Genomic DNA, 19,745 nt, shown 5'->3' with positions numbered 1-19,745 from the left:
TTAAATATCTAGTTTGACACCCATTGTAACTGACTTCACACCTGGAATTTGACTGTTTGTCGTACCATTGATCGCTGGTTCTGGATCGAAACCTTTATATCCAGTAATTGTCCATAAATTCTCTGCTGAGATAAATGTTCTTAACCCTTGAATACCAATGCGCTGACATAATGTTGATGGTAGGTTGTATGCTAAAGAGATATTTTTTAGACGTAAGTAAGATGCATCTTCCAAGTATCTACTAGACATTTCGTTACCTCTGTCTGTGTTGTTGACAACATATCTTGGTACGTCTGTAAATCTATTATCAGGAGTCCAAGCATTTAAAGCTTCTTTAGCTAAGTTGTTACCAGGTTGTGTACCATCATGCATATTTGTTGCATAATCTACATTGTAAACTTTTCCTCCAACGCTGTAATAGAAATACAAGCCTAATTCAAAGTTTTTGTAAGCAAGAGAGTAGTTCATACCTCCAAAGAAATCGGGTAATGAAGTTCCTAATCTTGTACGTTCTGCTTCAGCATAATCACTAGTTACTTGTCTACCGCTACCAAGTGGATCTTCGTATGCTCCAACAGGAAGGTTACTTCCTTCAATATCATCTTCTTGCTCATTAACAAACCACATTGGACGTCCATTGTCTGGGTTTACTCCAGCCCACTCTCTCATATAGAATTGATAGATACTTGCGTTTGGCTCCAATAGTTTAGTTCCAGAAACTAATCGATCTGTATTTAGCTCCAATATCTTGTTATAGTTCGTAGAAATATTGAATGAAACAGAACTGTTGAAATTACGAGATTGTACGATATCATAGTTAATTGTAGCTTCAATACCTCTGTTTTCCATAGCAGCTAGGTTGGTTACAATACTACCGAAACCTGTTCCTGCAGAAAGCGGTAAAGAATACAATAATCCATCAGATTTACGGTGATAATATTCTACTTCAGCACTTAATTTAGTGAAAAGCACAGCTTCTAATCCTACGTTAAAACCTGTATTTTTTTCCCACTGTAAATTTGCATTTCCTAACTGTACAGGTGTAATACCAGGCTGTCCTCCATAGTTAGCTCCACTACTATAAAGAGCCATACTCGCGAAGTTTCCGATATTATTACTACCCGATGTACCGTAACTAGATCTCAATTTCAAATTGCTTAACCATTCAGTTTGTGGCATCCACTCTTCATCTGTGATATTCCAACCTGCACCAACAGAATAGAATAAACCATATTTATGATTTTCACCAAAACGAGAACTACCGTCACTTCTTAAACTCGCACTTAAATAATAACGACCCAAGTAATCATATTTGGCCTGTCCTAAATAAGAGACTAGCGTAGATGAAGAATTGAAACTTGATGGTTGCTCTGGATTAGCTCCCCATACTAGATCAGGTTGTTGAGGTACAGAGAAATCTGTAACTTCTGCGTATAGGTAATTGTAATCTGTACCTTGAGCTTCTTGACCTAATAATATTTCTAATACACCATCATCACCCTTTTCAGTATAGGTAAAGATGTTTGAGATATTCCAAGCTAAGTTGTCGGCTGCATATTTACTAGAACGGCCATTTACACCTGCTCCATTTCCATTAAATGGGTTGTAATATGTAAGACCTTGATCAATGCTATTGTCAATACCTAGTGTAGTTCTGAAATTAAATTTAGTACCTATTCTAGCATTCAAATATGAATTGATAACTGCTCTTTTAGTTTCGTAAGTATATTCATCAAGTTCCGCTAGTCCAACTGGGTTGAAGTCAAAAATTGCTTTGTTATCCCAGTTATAAGAACCATCAGCGTTATAAACAGGAGATGCTGCATTAATCACTTCTGCTGCTCTTACAGGGTTTGACCCGCCTGTTCCACCTGGAGGCGCTTGAGTTTTTGCATAAGAAAGTAATGAGTTAATTCCTGCATCCAAGAAGTTATTGATCTTGTGAGAAACACTAATCTTATTTGTAAAACGATTAAAGTTAGAGCTTAATACAGTACCGTTATCACTGTATTGACCTAGAGAGAAAAATACTTTAGTAGCATCATTTCCTCCAGAAATATTGATATTGTGATTTTGAATAACTCCCGTTTTATAAATCTCATCTCTCCAATTGGTATTTGTGATCACTTGAGTACCATCAATCAATTTACCATTTGCATCTAACGGATTGTCTACACCAAAAGGATTAAATCCAACAATATCCTGAACATTCTCGTGAGCATAGCTAGAAGCATCATCTACGTTTAGTCCATCTTTAATAATTGCTTGGTTATACAAACCTCTCCAAGAGTGTTCATAAATATCAGTAGAGTTCATTAAAGCATAACCATCTGAAATTCGCTGAGAAAAACCTACTTGGCTATTGATTGAGATTCTAGTAGTGCCTGCTTTTCCTTTTTTTGTTGTAATCAAGATTACACCATTTGCTGCTCTAGAACCATACAATGAAGATGCGGCTGCATCTTTCAATACAGTTACATTTTCAATATCATTTGGGTTAATATCACTGATTGAGCCATTCATTGGTACACCGTCTAAAACATATAGTGGTGCTCCTCCTGAAAAAGAACCAATACCTCTGATTCTAACAGTAGATGCCGCTCCAGGTTGTCCTGAACTGCTTGTCACCATAAGACCGGCTGTAGTTCCTTGTAATGCTTTCTCAAAAGATGTTACTGGTCTGTTTTCTAAGACCTCATTATCTACTACTTGTGCAGCACCTGTATAGGCTTCTTTTGTTGATGTACCATAGGCTACAACCATTACATCGGCTAGCTCTTGCACATCAAATTGCATTGTTACATTGATTGTTGACCGACCACTTACCTGCTCTTTAGCTGTCTTCATTCCTACGAATGAATATACCAAAGTAGCACTTTCATTTTGAATGGTTATTTGGTAATTACCATCCAAATTTGTGATGGTTCCTGTTGTTGTTCCTTCTACAGAAACATTGACACCTGGTATACCTTCACCATCTTCGTCTATCACTTTTCCTTTCACCTGTAAACTTTGTGCGATAATTGTGTTTATACAGAAGAGACTAAAAAAAAGTGATCCAATTATTTTTTTCATTGGATAATTTTTGGTCTAGTTTATAATTAATTAAGTGTGTAATCTAAGTGCGGAAAGCTCTCCCCTTCTACCTCTCTAATTATGTATCAAAAATTAAAAAAGGTTGGGATGAAGTTTTTATCACCCCAACACTAAAAACCAATTCAACTATTCTGCTGCCGTATCACATGCAGCAATTTTTTCTTGGGCAAAGGCTACCTCATCCTCTACTACCAATCTTACATATAAACCAGGGTTATTAGGAGATTCACCCTTGTATGCAATTGAAATATTAGATCCATCTGAATTAGAAACCATATCAAACAAACCACCTAGTGAACATGAGTATAAATCCGAATCCATAGGCAGAGTAAGTGTTAGATATGTGCTCCAGTGGAAAGTATTTAATGATGTCAAACTAGAGAAAGCACTTACCTCAGTAACTTCCATTGCATATAGATTCAATGTTTTTGCTGATTGTAGATTATTAAATGCATTTAATTTAGCAGTCTCATAATCAACGCCCTCTAAATACACTAGACCATCTTCCCCAGCTCCTATATCGTATTTAGGTTGAATTGGATTTAAGGTCATGTAAATATCAGTATTTTGAGCATTTACTAGATTATTAAAACCAACAAACCAATTGGCATCAACAGATACATTAATAATACCACCCCATTGTGCTAACTCCTCTAATGCATTAAATACATTTACAGATTCTAGATTAGCATTTTTTAATTGGAAATTATTATTGTAACCTCCTAAATAAAGGACTTTATTAAAAGCATCTACAGTAGTAAGCTGATCAAAACCTTGACCACTAATATTCAACTCTCCACCTATGTATTCTAGAGATGAAAAAGTAGGGAATTCCATCATTCCATTTTCTAACTCTTCAGAAAAGACAGAAGTAGATGCTTGAGTGCCCCAAGTACCAAAACCACCATCTGGATCGATGAATTCATAATGTGCTTGTTCAATTCTCAAGTTATTAACAATTTCCTCCAAATTTTCAAATGATAAAGTTGAAGTCCCTTGATTGTACAAATTTAGACCTGATAGACTCTGAGTAGTTGAAGTTATTTCACTAAACAATGCATGTTCTACACTCAAGTCACCATCAATTGTCCCCAAGTTTAGCATACCGCCAAATACATACATTACACTAACAGAACCATTAACATTTGGCATACCAATATTAAAGGATCTTAATGGCCCCATTATATCTTCATCAGAGCCTGGTTCACCTTCAATATTCAATCCACCCACTTGAGCAAGTTTCTCAAAAGAAATTGAAGACATCATTGGGTTTTCAGTAATCATTAGATCCGAACTAACCAAAACTAGTTCGTCAGCTGAGATAGACTTCAAACCTTCGTTGGCATTAACATAAACAGCACCACCAACAGAGTTTAGCATTGGAAAGCTAACGCTTGATTCGTCTGTACTACCTGATAAATCTAAATGCTGACCTACAGTTTCTAAGTTTTCAAAAGTAACATCAGAGAAAACAGTAAGGTCAAGATTGCCTCCAACAACTCTTACATTTGCTAGAGCTGATACATGTTCTGCAGTACTTGCAGTTACTTTACCTGTTACGATCGTAGCACCTTGAGCCGTGAAAGTAGCATAATCAGCATCTGTTAAAAGGCTACCGTAGTAAACTGCATTTTTGTTTTGTGCTACTTCTTCTTGAATAGCCTCATAGCTTGCTAATAGCGTAGCATACTGCTCAGCATTTGTAGATGATAGTGCTTGGATAGTAGCTTCCATCTGTGCAATGGCAGCTAAAAGTGCTTGTTCTTGTGAAGCCTCTAGGTCTACAACTTTTTCGTTTAGTTCGTCAATTTGATTCTGTAGATTTTCTAGATCCTCATTTACACAGCTAGTGAAGCTTAGAGACGCTACTAGAGCTGTACAAAGAATAATTTTTTTCTTCATAGTATTAAAGAATTAGTAATAAAAAATTAGAATTGGTTTAAACATTTGTCTAACACTTTCTACAAAGCTAATTCTCAGCTGATGAAATACTGTCTTTCTAACCGAATTGCTGTATCACTGCATTCAGTGATACAGTTTGTAAAGATTTACAATTTAAAGAAGTAATAGTATAATATTGGTTTACAGTGCGATATGTGAGACACTTCTTTTTTAAACATTTTTTAATTTTTATTAATCATAAATTCATAGAAATCGCTTAGTGACACGATGACACTATGTTGCGTGCTATAAATACAATAAAAAAGAGAGACCAAATGATGGACTCTCCTTCCTTTATTTATAAAAAACTCAATCAATAAATACTATTAACATTAAACTACAAGTCCTCATTCAGACTCTAAAGATTGTATGTATTGTGTTGGTGTTTTTCCTTTGTACTTTTTAAAGATTCTATTAAAAGTAGCCTTAGAATTAAAGCCTGCCATTTCAGCTAAATGCGGAAGTGTATACTGAAGGTGATAGTTCTCATGGATTAATCTTACAGCTTCTTCCAAACGATATTCGTTGATCGTTTCATAGAACGATTTATCGAGATATACATTAAAGGTCTCTGATATCTTTTTATAAGAAATATCTGTCGCATCCACTAAATCTTGCATTTTTAAATCATTTTTAAGATAAGGTTTTTCCTTCTCAATAAATGCAATCAGTTTCTGATAATCTTCAATGTTAGCAGTGGATTGAGCTTTAACTTCGCTTTCTTCTAAGCGGTCTTCTTCTTGCTTTTCTTCCTGTTTTACTTCAATTAAATCATTAGCATCGCTTTCAACTATCTCTCTCTTTCGAATATCAATTTCAGAAAACAACTCAGGTCTTTTTATAGTAAAAGCACTTAAGAAGATGGTTAAACCCGTAAGACCTGCATAGAATATATTGAATAAATCTGTAGGTGGAGTGATCCCTATTATTTCTAGAAATGCACCCGATGCACCTATCATCCATAAAGAAATATTTACAATGACAAAAAATCTTAACCACTTCAGAGCAGTCTGCTGATAAGAAGTCAGTACATTTTCATGAACATGCTGATAATAATATAATGCTCTCAAACAGTGAATAGAATAAAATACTCCCTGCCCAATGATTACCAAGTTAAAAATACCCTGCCATTGTATAAACCATTCTGGCATTCCATTTATCAATAAATCCTTTTTTTCAGCCCCAGATAATAAATAAAAAGGGCTAAAAGCTATCAATGATAAAATAGCAGGTATAAAATGTTTAATTTCTTTAGTGCCAGCTCTCTGTTCTCGATGTACAAAATACTTAATGTAGAGATACATTAAAGGGAAGAAAAGTAGTGTAAATACATCAAATGAGGCAAAAGCATGAGGATAATTCAAGAAAAAAGAAAGGTCTTGAACAATAAAACCTGTTACTGTTATTGACCATGTTAGTACTAAGCCACCTAGAATTCTATTCGGAAAGAATTTCCCTGGATAAAATACTAGATACATTGCTAACAGGAAGGCTAGTACTGCCCCCATCAATAAACTTAACTTAAAGTAACTCTCTAAGATCATATATGTTGTTTGTTATCGTCTTTTGATATAGTCCTTTATTACCTTCACACATTTACTAATTTCTAACCTTTGCTTAAACTTAATTTTGGCGTGGTGGAGCAAGCAAAGTCAAAGATTTTTACTCAAAACTTGAAGGTTTAGCATTCTAAGTTAACGAGATATTATGGAAGAATACACCTAAAAATTCAAATGATTTTTAAAATAATTAAAATTTAAAGCTTTTTTGACATTTTTAATTTATTCTAAAAAATAATTATTAGTGCTATTAATAAATAAATCCTAATCTGAAATAATGAATAAAAGGTGCATACTTTTTATCGTATACACCTAAAGTGTTAAGAGAATCAATAAGGAATATTCTTTTCAGAAAGCATTAATTAGGTCAATCAAATAAACCTGAAGTTGCAAGTGGACGAAGGAAGTGTTTAATAGAATCGTCAGGTCCGTTTACAGAAAAGTGAACAATCACTAAATCCCGTTTTGGAGATACATAAAGTCCTTGTTGTTGGAAACCAGATTTAAATAAATCACCATCGGTCCAAACGGAATCCCATTGTCTGCTACTTCCAATCATAGTATCATCATTGAGCTGAGATACCCTTAATGGTCCTGAACCTTTCATGAAAAAATCAAGGTTTCTTGTACCTGTCTGAATTCGTTTTAGAATGTTATCACTAACAATTTTTTCATCTGTAACCTTATTCCAACTTGGTGTATATAACATCCCAAAACGAGCAAAGTCAGTCAATCGACTAGAAAGCATCCCATGTCCCATCGCAATACCATCAGGAGTAGTATGTACTAAAAGTGGCGCCTCTACACCCATTTTGGACCAAATCCTTTTGTCAACAGTTTGTGCCCAACGTTCACCAGTCACAGACTCAGCTAAAAGTACAAGTACCTGTGTAGCCACTGATGAGTAATCATATTGTTCACCTGCTTCACGAACTTTCTTAGCATCTTTTAGTACTTCCGTAAAATCTTCAACTTTACCTTCGTATGGTAAACCAAATTCGGCAGATAACATTCTTTGAGCAATAGAACCAGGGGCATACCAAGTGCCATTTTGTAATTCTTCAATGTTTAGACCAGTGGTCATATCTAATACATCAAGTACACTTATATTTTCCCATGCTGTATCCTTAAAAACAGGCAAATATTCTCCGACTGTTTTAGACTCATCCATTTTTCCTTCTGCGATAAGAAGATCAATAATTAAACTTGGAAGAACTTTAGCAGTAGACATCCAAATATGACTATCTGTAGGTTGCATAGCAGGATAGTTTTCATAAACAATTTTCCCTTTATGAATAACCATAAAAGCTTGTGCCCTACTATCAGGATGAACCATGAAATCATCTAATGAAATTTCTCCCAAATTATTAGTCTCTGTGACAAGTTTTCCTATCTCTGGATTGATTTCTTTAGGTAATTCTTTCACAGCTTTTCTATTAGGAACATATGCTGTAGAAGGAAACGCTTCTGTTGCTTTCAGGTTTACCCAAACGGAGGCATCTCCCCCCCCAAGCCAAGAAGATAGCTCACGATTATTTCTAAACTGCTTAGACTGCTCTAAAGTGAATCCATTTTTAAATTCAGCTATGGGAAGTTGTTCTGATTTATTATTTGAGTTATTCATTTGTATAAGGGTATTTAAATTAGTTCTCCATTTTTTTAAGGATTAATCAATAGATTGAGTGTTTTATTCTTGTGTCCTTTTTTGCGTTTTCACCATGGTATTTTCTTGTAGTTTCGTTTGTAATTGATACTACAAATGTGGGTCTTTTAGGCTAATGTCATTTGCACAAAATGATCAACGAAATGCATAAAATCGTCAAGTCACGTTTCTTAAAAACTGAATCCTATTTAATATTTAACTCAGTACTTAAAGCTTAGAAAATAAACTTGTATTTTGCTTACAAAATATAGAAGTAAGTAAATGGAATTATATCAGATAAATATTCTCAAAACGATCTCTGTTTTTATATTATATCTTCTCGTCAAGAATATATGCTATAAATTGATCAATCAAACCTTAAACAATAAACAGCTTCTCAAATTCAGAGGGGAATTGATTAAAAGAGTTGTAAACATAATTTTCATCTCAATAAGCCTCATCATGATTTCAGTGATTTGGGGAGTAGATCAATCTGAATTAGTGGTGTTTTTAGGTTCTGTACTCACTATTATTGGAGTTGCCTTTTTTGCACAATGGTCCTTACTTTCCAATATCACCTCTAGCATTATTTTATTCTTCAGCCATCCTATCAGATTAAATGATTCCATCACAATTCTTGAGGGAAAAGAATATGAATTGGAAGGAAAAGTAATTGACATCGGGCTATTCTTTGTCACAGTCTTGACTGATGAAGGAGATGAAATTATTTTACCAAACAATATTTTTATACAGAAAAGTATCAAAAAGAGAAAAGTCTAATTAACAGAATACGAATTACATAAATGTAAAAGAGCTACATAAAGGTTTAGATGAATACCTTTTGTAGCTCTTTTATTTTGTAAGTATTTAAAGCCTATTAGGCTTGATAAACACTTTGGAATGTTGAGAATATAGATTCTCCTTCAACTCAGCTTAGTTGAATCATTTACCAGCACATATTTTTGCTGCTTCTCTCATAAATCCAGGTGTATAATCATCTCGATCATTCGGACAAGTAGCAAAAGCCATTGCAACAAAATCTCTAGCAGGGTCTACATATATACCTTGGTGCATATTTCCATGCTTAAACATTGCTCCATCCGCAAATACAGCATCCCATTGCGCTGAATTACGTTCAGCTTTTTCTCCAAACCATATTTCTGAATAAGATTCTTCGTTTGTTCCTTTATAAGCCTCAGGCTGTCCTAAAGTTTGAATTTTATGAAGTAATTCATCAGAAATAACTTTTTCATCAGCTACTTTATTCCAACTAGACGTATATAACATGGCATATCTGATCATATCTTCAGGAGTTGTCAAATTAGCACCTCCTGCAACTGCGCCTCCATCTGTCGCTAAGCCTATCATAAATGGATTTTGAGCACCGATTTTAGAATAAATCTTTTCATTAAACAGATCAACCCAAGATTTGTCCGTAACATCTTGACAGGCAAGCATCAATGCTTGAGTAATAGCTGTCGAATATTGAAATTTTTCACCAGGAGCAATACCATCAATAGGTTTAGCTTGACGTAACATTTCTATCCAACCAACTTTTTGATCTTCCATAAGTGCTGCAAAAAACTGTTCAATCCAACTATTTGGATCAGAGAAAGCCTCAGTGGTTTCTTCAATATCCAAACCAGATGCCATATTCAATGCATTTCTTACAGATACCTTATCCCATGCAGTACCTTTTAGTTGTTTTGCATAATCTGTAATAGACTTATCTAAATCTAAAATACCATCTTCCTCAAGCATAAGACATACTGTTCCAACTGCAGTTTTAGAAGTAGACATCCAAATATGAAAATTATTAGGATTCATACCAGGATATGCCTCATAGACGATCTTTCCTTTATGCGCCATAACTAGTGCTTGCACACGCCCATAATCTCCGTTAACATACTCATCAACTGTTTGAGAATCTGAACCATCTTTCATATTAAATCTGAAATGCTTCAAATCTGCGGAAATATTTCGCTCAATTTCCTTTACAGGACATGAAGGCATTACAATATCCGTATTATTGAAAGAAGGATAATGAAGGTTAATATATACACCATCATCCCCTGCCGATTGCCAATTGGGTACACTATATCTATCACGTATTTCTTGAATTCGGGATTGAGACAATGGATTTTTAGCTTTTGAAATAGGCGTAGTAGACTCAGTGATTCCGCTCAAGAAAATTTTATTAGATTGTTCGTTTTGAGTTTTCATAATATTGGGTGGTGTTTAATTTATTTTTATTAAATAAATCTCTCTTATGGAGCTGATTATTTGAGTGAAATATGTTTAAAATATTTTATTAGTCTTGTTTATTTTCTTTGGAAAGAGCTTTTACAATTGCTCTCGCCATAGCTTCTTCTTGACCTTCGCCATTATTCGTACAAAACCAAGCAACTACCGTATCATTTTTAGGGGAAATGTATAAACCTTGTCCTCCAACTCCTGCTTTAAACATATCACCATCGGATAAGACTCCGTCCCATTGATAACGGTTAGATATTTTTCCTGCATCGTCATAGAAAGAAACCGTATTTTTCTTACCAATCCATCCTTTATCATACATATCTTGGTAAGTACGATCATAAATTTTTTCCATAATCGCATCTGGAATTAACTTTTCACCTGCTATTTTTTCTGCACTTGGTGTAAATACCATTCCAAATCTTGCTAAATCTCTGAGCGTAGAATTTACACCCAAGAATCCAAGTGTATTTCCAGAAGGACTCACTAAATAATAAGCATCATGCTCTGCTCCTATTTTACTCCAAATACGTTCACTGAACTGTTCATAAAGAGGCTTCTCTCCTATTCTTTCAACAATTCTATTTACTACGAAAGTATTAATCGAATTATATTCAAATTTCTGATGGCCTGGTGTTTTTCGTTCCATTGAGCGTAAAACATCAACCCATGATTCATTTCTATTTAGAGGATCAATTAAGATACCAACCTCAGAAGTTACAGCCCATCTATACCAAATTTCGTGAGGGTCAGTTCTTGAAGTTTGCTCTTGTTCATCATGCTCTGTACCGTTCAAGCCTGTTGCCATATCTAAGGCTTCTTCCACTTTAACCGTATCCCAAACGGAACCACTAAGTTCTGGCAAATAATACGCGACAGATTTTTGAACATCAACCTTGCCTTCATGTTCAAGGAACGCTAACATAGTTGACCCTGTAACTTTTGAAATGGAATACCAAATATGCTTATCATTTTCACGCATTGTTTTATAGCGTTCATAAAGAATCTTCCCATTCTTAACGACTACCATTGAATCTATTGGCTTTTGATCAAAATGTTGATCGACACTGACAAACTGATCATTTTTATCTTTGTATGTAACGTCTCCTATAGCTGCATTTATAGCATATGGTAATTCACTAACTTGTCCTTCTCTCATCACTTGAGCCGTAGGATAGAATTTTGATTGTTCTATCCAAGCATATGCAGACATATCATCGGGGAACTGCATTTTTACTTTGTTTTCTGGCTGACTGAAATACTCACTTACTTTTAGAACTTGTTCAAGTGAAATATTACTTTTCAAGCTTTCAGATTTTGCCTCAATAATATTGGCAGTCGATTTTTCTGGGGAATTCATTTTCTTTACCATGATATGAGTTGTTTGAATATTTAATTGATTGAAATTATCAGAATCATTGATGAATAATTCCTTTGGTTATTTTTGATATTACAAATGACGCCCTTTATCACGATAAAAATTTATATCGTCTGCTCAAGAATTTATACAAAAACGTCAAGTAGTATACAGTCTTTTTAAAAGTTTGCACATTATCGTCAAATTGCTCTAAGCTTGTCAATAAACATTAAAACGCTGAATTTTTCTAGCACTAAAAAAAGCCGTTATCGAAATGAATCAATAACGATTGTATAGAATGCTCTTTTGGTCTTTATTTAAAAAGTATAGCTGCTTGATTATGACCTATTATGTTTTTTATGCTTAAAAGGAATTGATTTAATCAAGAATGTAGTGTGTTGCTCAGTAAATGATAAATGGGAAAAACTAATTAGAACCAAAAAAAGTCGTTATCGAAATGAATCGATAACGACTTTATAGAATGCTCTTTTGGTCTTTATTTAAAAAGTATAGCTACTTGATTATGACCTTTTGTGCTTTTTATGCTTAAAAGGAATTGATTTAATCAAGAATGTAGTGTGTTGCTCAGTGTTTGATTGAAAGGCATCATTACTACTAGGTCCGTAAAATTGATGTGCTTGTTCCACTTTTTTTCTTTGTGGTATTGGCTGAACCGCTACAACTTCTTGATTAACTTCTTGATTAACTTCTATGATTTCCTTTTTCTTTCCTTTGAAAATGATAAATGGGAAAAAACTAATTTCTTCGTATTCATCAGCTGGCAGATTGACAATATCTAGTAAATGTAGATTATAATAACCGCCATATACTTCACTTAAGTGAAAGTTTAAGTTGTCAATCTGTTCCTGAATATCTTTTGAGTGATCAATGATGAAGCTATTTTCTTCAATTTCAGAATGAACTACTTCAGACACTTTGGGTGCCTCATTACTCAATTTGTGATAATTTTCTTGACCTTTTGATTTCTTTGGAAATAACATTCCGAGTAATAACCCGATGTCGATGATTAAAAACTGACTAAGTTTCATTGTGTGTGTATATAGAAAATTTAAAGATTGATTTATTTCAACTAGGCAGGGCTTTACTACCTCGTTTTTATGATGGTTCAAATTTCATGATTTTTGCAATCAATGATTTACATATTCTTGCCAAGCATTTACATGTTTTAGTCATTTCCTTTTTATATAAAAAAGATGTGAGAATTGATAGAAATGTTTCTACCAACTCCCACAACTTTTTGATCAGGAATAATATTACTTATATTCCAGAGTTACATTATTTATTTCTAAAGAGCTTCCTACAACACCATTCATGTTATCTCCATCGTAACTAGATGAGAAAACTACAATAGCATGGGTTGGAACAGCTGTCGGATCATCCCAATACCCTTCTTCAGGACTAAATTCATTATCAGGATTTGGCTCCATATATTTTGGGAAATCAGAAATTAACTCCCCATATTCTACAGGAATTTTAAGATGCGTCCAATCATCAACAGATTCCGTTGAGCGATACCAAGCTGTACCTAATCGATATCTTTTTTCATTATCGCCTTCTCCTTCTCTTACTTGAAGAAGGATATAGATATCATAGCCATCTTGATAACCATCTTTTTCTAACATTTCTGCTCTATAGTCTAATTCAAAGCTTAACGGACGCTCTGTAAATGGCATTCCAAAGTTTGTTTTAGGAATTAGTCCATCAGCTTCCATCGTACCTGTAAACAGTGAACCTGCCGCTAGTACTCCGAGAACAGATTTTGATTCCAAATGAGCATATGTTGTTCCGTTATCTTCAAGAGCTGAAATGGTATTTGCTGCAACAGTATTCATAGCTGCCCCAATATCGCCACTTCCCCAAACAGAGCTTTCGTCATTACCTGGTAAATAATACTGACCTTTTACATTACCAAATAAATTCTTTACATCCGTAGAAAACCAATCATCAAACATAGAAAATTCGACTTGTCGTGCTTCTTGGGCTCTAATTATCCAATCCTGTGTATTTCCTTGAGCAGAAGTAATCTTAACCGTTTGTGGTGTAGATAAGTCTGAAATTGTACCTAAATCTGGTGATGCAGTTGCTCCTTCTTGAAGCTCAAAATCAGAAACTGTGAGCTTTGAAAGATCTGTACCTACTGGCATAGTCACTTCTATAATGTTGTGAGATACATAAATAGAATCATTTAATGCATTTTCTATCGTGAAAGATTTTAAGACAGGCTCATATTTTACTTCAATGTGCCAAACACTTTCTTCTCCATAAGCAGAAACTATGGTGATTTCTACAGGTTCAGAGAAGTTGGTCAATTCCATTGGGTTTGGTGATGCAGTTGCTCCTTCTGACACTTCAAATGTTGTCAGTCTGATATCCTCAAGGTCAGAACTTCCCTCTTCTACAAAAAGGGTGATGTTCTGTGCATGATTATCGATCAGAGGTTCTCCTACTTGATTCTCAATTTCGATAGCTGTGACAAATGCTTTTCCATATCTGACTTCAATTGTCCAATCATAATCTTGATAAGTAGAGATTACATAATTTTTGGCTTCTGAGAAATCGTCAATTTCTACCATTTCTGGCTGAATGGATGCGTCTTCTGTAATACTGTATTCTAAAATCTTCACCGAGGATAGCTCTACCTCATCTTCGACTTCAACGGTCACAGTTCTCGTTTCTAGATCAATGACAGCAGGTTTTGTTTGTCCTTCTACACTGAAACTTAAAAACTCTCCATTGATAATTGGGTAATCCGTATCGTCTTCAATACAAGAGGCTAAAACGAATAAGAGGCAATAGAGTATATATGTTGTGTTGTTTATTTTCATGACTAAACTTTATGGGCTAAACTTATGCGTTGATAGTTATCGATTAGAAATAAAAAGCAATTCCTAGGTTTAGGCTCAGTAGATCGAGTTTAAAATCTGCATTACTGACAGTTCTTTTAGATTCCTCTACTCTATTTTCTACTCTATTTTCCCATTCGGTACTAAAACCTAAAACATCTAAGGATACCTCAAGCGCTACTACATCATTTATAAAAGCAACTAGACCAGGCGTAACGCCAATACTCAGTTTATGTGTTCTTGAAAATATTCCATTGGTTTCACCATCTACTGTTGTGATTGACTTTCCTTCTCCATAAGTATAACCTAATCTCGTTTCATTGAAGAGAGCAAAACGGTTAGACTTCCCTAATCTCAAATAATTTCTGATAAATAACTTTGCACTTACCTCTTGAGAAAGCTCATCATATTCATAAGGTGTATCAGACAGAAGGTCACTACTCCCTAATAATTTATCACGTTGATAGGCAAAACGTCCACCAATCGCAAAATCATCTTTAAGAAAATATGCGAAAAAAGGACTTACCTTAAATCTATATTTATCGGAGTTCGTATCTCCTAAAATTCCTCCTAATACATCGAAATCTTCCTTTGTATTCGTTCTGTATGAAAAGTTACCCCCAACTAGCCACATTCCTTTATGAATAAAAGCCTTAGGCATTTCTACAGTCCTTTCTTCGGGTTCGGGATTTGATTCTTGTTTCTGTGCTAATGCATTTTGTTGGAATGCAAATAGCACAGTAAACAAGATCAGTGAATGTATATATTGCATTTGTTAATTTTGGATTATGAGTTTTGAGAAATATTCTTTGTTAGTTTAATCGTCATTAGTAACGATCTCGATGACCTCTTCTTCAATGATGATAATTTCTTCTTCCCCTTCATCATCATTTACGCCAAGGTAATCTCTGAGCCAAACAATGAAATCTTCTGTTTCATTTTCTGTCAGCTCTTTTTCCTGATAAAATAAAACTTCGCCTTCTTTACTAATGACCGATACTGCAAACTGATCATTCACATCTCCAAAATTCCAAGCATTTTTGAGCAGATGATCTGGGTCTGTGTAAATCTTAACGTTGTGTTTAGCATTCTTTTTTTCTTCACGTCTGATCATAAAACGAACAAGACCATTTGGAAAAAAAGGGGCATCTTTTAGGTTGACAACTCCAAAACCGTAAAAGTCATCACCATTTAATTCTTCTTGCTTTAATCGTTCGGCAAGGTATTCATTTCGATTAGGTCTATCAGGGTCTGAATAGAAGATCATAATAGTTTTTTCTCCAAAATATGGGAGCATTACAGGGTTATTCTTAGAGTCCCTAACTTCCGTATTCTGAACATAATCTCCTACTTGAATTCTCTCTTGTGCAAAGGCTGTCGAAACCCAAAGCATAAGAAGAATGATATATAAAAACTTTTTGTCGTGCGATGTCATGAGTTTGTTTATTTAGGTAATTGATGTAGTAAGAATTATTCGTTTCGATAATCCCATTGGTCGAGTGCAAAACCCCAATGTTTATCTACTTTTTCAATTGTATCTTGTTTGTATTGGTAATTATTTTTTTTGTATCCTTTTTTCTCTCCAATATATTTTTGGAAATCAGGACGAGCTTCTTGAAAACCATCTAAACCAAGAGAATCATAAATGCTTTCAAGCATTCCAAGTTGGTCTTTTTCAAAATCTTCAAATCGTAGTTCCACTAGATTTCCTTCTGGAATAAGATGCTTTTCAGCTTCATATTTTTGGTGAATACCTTTATAGATTTCTAAGATATTCTCTTCAAGTTTCTCATCCGATATTTCTTGCAGACTAATGCCTTCCAAGGTTCCTTTAAAGAACTTTCGAGTAGATTCGAATACAGTGTAGGGATTTCGAGATAAGAAGACAAATTTAGCATTTGGATAAATATCTAAAAGCTCTTTTACTCGACTTGTATGAGGGGGATTCTTTGAAATAAATCGTTCACCTCCAGTATTCAGAATAGCCTTTTTTACAAGCTTCTGATAGGTCTCTTTCCACTCTTCATATTCTTCTTCTTTGATATCATTGAACATTAAATATTTCTGATAATACTCTAATGCATCATTTGGGAAATACCAAAAATTATAGAAGCTATGAGGGCTCATATTACCAATAGCAAATTCTTCCTCTTGTGGAAAATTAACACCTAATTCTACATTATCTGTTGCCCTTTTTTTAGGCATAGCGGCTTTCATAAAAGGCTTGAAAACCTTTGAACCCGAAAACATAATGTTTGGAAAAACACCTTGATAAGTATCTACATAAGCAAACTGTTTATCTTGACACATAATATTATGTAAGTGAGTGGTGCCACTTCTCCAATGTCCAAGTAAAAACACAGGCTCCTTTTCCAGTTCTAGGTTCGATATTTTATTTTTATATAACTGTTCTTCAATAAGGGCAAATGGCTGAGCAACCATACTGACCATTTTAGTTTTGGGTAATCTATTTCTTAGAGAAGGACTGATGTCTCTCCCTCTAATAACACGTTTTAGGTTTGGGTAATGACTTCCAGCTAGAGAAGTCATAGCAGGTAATTTGAAGTCTTTTTTGCTCATAATGAATACTAAATTATGTTGTTTGTTTGTATTTTGTGACTATCTAATAACGGAATATTTACTTGAATACCTATGTCATAGAAATTGCAGTTTATATCGTTTTATAAATCATTCTACATTTGTCATGCATCTTAAGTCAGATCTATCCGTTAGGTGTCTGTAAGTGTATCCCGTTTCCGTATTTCACTAACTTACTAAACCTAAAATTGGACAAGTCTAGGCATTAACTCACTTTTATGACATCAACTAACGGAATAGATACTGCTCATATTTTGCATTCCTCTCACAAAAAGAGAAAGCAGACTCATCACGACATAACAAACAAATATCTTTTTGCCTATGCTTCTGATAGGCTATCTTATCTATATCTTTTCGAGAATTAATCTCTATCTATTTATCATATTACAAAGATCCAACATTCTAATTTTAAAGCTTTACATATTCTGTTTAGCTTGTTGCATCATATCGTCAAAATATATTTTTTAATGAAATCTATAACAGTACCTTCCATTAGCGATAAACTTCTTTCATTGTACATCTTTTAACCGAGCAAATATTTTATTTGAAAGGTATTTGAATAAAGGCCTCCCCCTTTATTTTTATTCATCAACTAACGGAAATGGTACTGCTAATATTTTTAGATCATCATTACTAATTGTCTGTATTATTTATATTACAAATATCGGAATTGTAAATTCGAGTTTGTTACACAATTTAATCAAGCAGTTACATGATTTAGTTAATTCGATTTTCTTGATTCCTATTTAACCTAATACTTACTTGTTTTGCATTTCGATCACCAATTTTCTGTATATCTTCTGTAGAGACGGCAATAATCAAGGTTATTAGCACTAAGAAAAACTGAATATATACTTTAGAGAAATTCATAGCTGAACTAGATTATTATTTGTTTCAAGTAAAGCATCTTGAGGTAAAATGTATTTTTTAGAAACTTTCGTCTTTTCTAAGATTATTGGAGCAGAAATCGTAACGGTACAATCCTCACCACTTTGTTCTACAAACTTAAAAACGCATAGCGTTTCAGCAGAATCGTCTAAAACGACTTTTTCTTTTTCAAAGGAAGTAATATACATAGCGGTCTTAAATGTAATATCATTAATTATGTAAATGTGTATATAAAGATATTTGTTGTTCTCTTTGCAAATATCTTGACACAAAGATGGTAGGTAGCCGTAAAAAAGTATTACACATTTCATTCATGTGTTTACACATTCTCGTCAAAGGAGAAAAAATAGTAGAGCAGTTATGTTTTTCTAAATATCTACTCAATCAAAAAATGACCAATTAAGCTATTATATTATAAATTAACCTAAGCCTGCAGATTGCTGTAACGGACTTCTGAGTTGTGACGGAGCGTAGCCAAAATGACTTTTAAAAGTTCTACTCATATGCCCAACATGACTAAAACCTAAATCAATCGCGATTTCAGTCATACTCTTATCTGTATAACGAATATGACGATGTACCTCTTCTATTTTATGCTTATTGAAAAATTGAATGACAGGTAACTTATATACAGATTTAAAGAGCCTATTCAATTTTGATACACTCATGCCTAGCTCCAAACTTAATTCTTGTAAGTTTGGTAATACTGAAAAATCTGAAAGGATTTGATCTTTCAACAGAACCATTGTCTTCAAATCTTCAGGATGAATGTTTGTATGCGGAATATGAAGTATGTCTTCTTCCATTTTTTCAATAAGAGCACCCAGAATATCCATGGTACGTCCTAGAAAAGCCATTCTTCTTCTTGATTTTTTGTGAGAAAAAGAAACCATTTCTTTGACATATCGCTCTAATTCGGGATCAAGGGAATAATACTGAAACCATGGAGCGTCATCCTCAAATAAAGCTTTGAGTTTTGTAGCCTCTTCCCCTACCATCTTTTTAAAAACATCATATGGAAATCGGATAATCACCCATTCACTATGAACTTGGAATGGATATTCCATGCTAAACACTTGGTTTGAATTATAGATAAACACACCGTCATGATTAAACCTTCTTGATGCATCTTTCTTAGAAAAAGAACCAGTATACCCAATTCGAATGACAATGTAATGCTTCTCATCATCGCCAGGCTCATTATTTAAAACAAAGACTCGATCTGTTTTCAATTGGCAAGAAGCGATATACATTTCATGAAAGTAACAAAAAGAGATGATCTCAAATTTTAGCCAATCAATATCCACTTGGAGAACTTCCCCATCCCACTTTCCATTGTGTTCCGCTGCTATTCTTTCATAAGCTTCATGTGGATTACTTTCACTTCCTGTTATGGTGTACTTTTGTTCTTCTGCCATTAGATGAATTAGCTGGTTGTAATCAGATAAAAGATAGCTGAAAGAAAAGGTTCAATAGGTGTCACTTAGGATGATTTTTATTGAAAAAAAGCCTAAGAAGAAAAACTCCTTAGGCTAAAATTAATTAAG

The 19,745-nt window shown here is 34.1% G+C and carries 14 protein-coding genes; 1 reads left to right on the top strand and 13 read right to left on the bottom strand.

Annotated elements, in window-relative coordinates:
- The 4 genes from BC781_RS21410 to BC781_RS21395 all read right to left on the bottom strand — a co-directional run bounded on the left by BC781_RS21410 (nucleotide 1) and on the right by BC781_RS21395 (nucleotide 8,220).
- The gene (locus tag BC781_RS21410) at nucleotides 1–3,075 is read right to left on the bottom strand and encodes a SusC/RagA family TonB-linked outer membrane protein (protein WP_109621778.1); all 3,075 of its coding nucleotides are present in this window, start codon (nucleotides 3,073–3,075) and stop codon (nucleotides 1–3) included.
- Nucleotides 3,076–3,222: 147 nt separating this feature from the next.
- The gene (locus tag BC781_RS21405; protein ID WP_109621776.1) at nucleotides 3,223–4,998 is read right to left on the bottom strand and encodes a coiled-coil domain-containing 22 family protein; all 1,776 of its coding nucleotides are present in this window, start codon (nucleotides 4,996–4,998) and stop codon (nucleotides 3,223–3,225) included.
- A gap of 386 nt (nucleotides 4,999–5,384) precedes the next feature.
- Nucleotides 5,385–6,581, bottom strand: coding sequence for a helix-turn-helix domain-containing protein (locus tag BC781_RS21400; protein WP_109621774.1), 1,197 nt, complete (start codon nucleotides 6,579–6,581; stop codon nucleotides 5,385–5,387).
- 382 nt (nucleotides 6,582–6,963) lie between these two features.
- Nucleotides 6,964–8,220: a serine hydrolase domain-containing protein gene (locus tag BC781_RS21395; protein WP_109621771.1), complete on the bottom strand. Its 1,257-nt coding sequence runs from the start codon at nucleotides 8,218–8,220 to the stop codon at nucleotides 6,964–6,966.
- 480 nt (nucleotides 8,221–8,700) lie between these two features.
- Here BC781_RS21395 and BC781_RS25890 point away from each other — a divergent pair, with 480 nt between their 5' ends.
- The gene (locus BC781_RS25890; RefSeq protein WP_158281550.1) at nucleotides 8,701–9,018 is read left to right on the top strand and encodes a mechanosensitive ion channel domain-containing protein; all 318 of its coding nucleotides are present in this window, start codon (nucleotides 8,701–8,703) and stop codon (nucleotides 9,016–9,018) included.
- 162 nt (nucleotides 9,019–9,180) lie between these two features.
- On the opposite strand, the gene BC781_RS21385 is transcribed toward BC781_RS25890, so the two are convergent.
- From BC781_RS21385 to BC781_RS21345, 9 genes are all read right to left on the bottom strand, one after another.
- Complete coding sequence (locus BC781_RS21385) at nucleotides 9,181–10,461, bottom strand: serine hydrolase domain-containing protein (protein WP_109621767.1); 1,281 nt, start codon at nucleotides 10,459–10,461, stop codon at nucleotides 9,181–9,183.
- Nucleotides 10,462–10,549: 88 nt separating this feature from the next.
- Nucleotides 10,550–11,863 carry a serine hydrolase domain-containing protein gene (locus tag BC781_RS21380; protein ID WP_109621765.1) on the bottom strand — a complete coding sequence of 438 codons (1,314 nt, stop codon included), beginning with the start codon at nucleotides 11,861–11,863 and terminating at the stop codon, nucleotides 10,550–10,552.
- A gap of 506 nt (nucleotides 11,864–12,369) precedes the next feature.
- The gene (locus BC781_RS21375) at nucleotides 12,370–12,897 is read right to left on the bottom strand and encodes a hypothetical protein (protein ID WP_109621763.1); all 528 of its coding nucleotides are present in this window, start codon (nucleotides 12,895–12,897) and stop codon (nucleotides 12,370–12,372) included.
- 225 nt (nucleotides 12,898–13,122) lie between these two features.
- Entirely contained in the window at nucleotides 13,123–14,694 is a 1,572-nt protein-coding gene (locus BC781_RS21370) for a PCMD domain-containing protein (RefSeq protein WP_109621760.1), read from the bottom strand.
- 43 nt (nucleotides 14,695–14,737) lie between these two features.
- Nucleotides 14,738–15,484, bottom strand: a complete 747-nt coding sequence (locus BC781_RS21365; protein ID WP_109621758.1) for a hypothetical protein — start codon at nucleotides 15,482–15,484, stop codon at nucleotides 14,738–14,740.
- Between the two features lie 45 nt (nucleotides 15,485–15,529).
- On the bottom strand, nucleotides 15,530–16,147 hold the full coding sequence (locus BC781_RS21360) for a YtfJ family protein (protein WP_109621756.1): 618 nt from the start codon (nucleotides 16,145–16,147) through the stop codon (nucleotides 15,530–15,532).
- 35 nt (nucleotides 16,148–16,182) lie between these two features.
- Entirely contained in the window at nucleotides 16,183–17,292 is a 1,110-nt protein-coding gene (locus tag BC781_RS21355) for a sulfotransferase family protein (protein WP_109621753.1), read from the bottom strand.
- An 884-nt stretch (nucleotides 17,293–18,176) separates the two neighbouring features.
- Nucleotides 18,177–18,386 (bottom strand): hypothetical protein, encoded by a 210-nt coding sequence (locus tag BC781_RS25435; RefSeq protein ID WP_146201755.1) that lies wholly within the window; start codon nucleotides 18,384–18,386, stop codon nucleotides 18,177–18,179.
- A 231-nt stretch (nucleotides 18,387–18,617) separates the two neighbouring features.
- Nucleotides 18,618–19,616, bottom strand: coding sequence for a helix-turn-helix domain-containing protein (locus tag BC781_RS21345; protein WP_109621749.1), 999 nt, complete (start codon nucleotides 19,614–19,616; stop codon nucleotides 18,618–18,620).
- Nucleotides 19,617–19,745: the final 129 nt, after the last annotated feature.

The sequence above is a fragment of the Sediminitomix flava genome (assembly GCF_003149185.1).
Classification (GTDB): domain Bacteria; phylum Bacteroidota; class Bacteroidia; order Cytophagales; family Flammeovirgaceae; genus Sediminitomix; species Sediminitomix flava.
The sequence above is the reverse complement of the archived record's forward strand: the minus strand, read 5'-3'. Positions and strand labels throughout refer to the sequence as shown.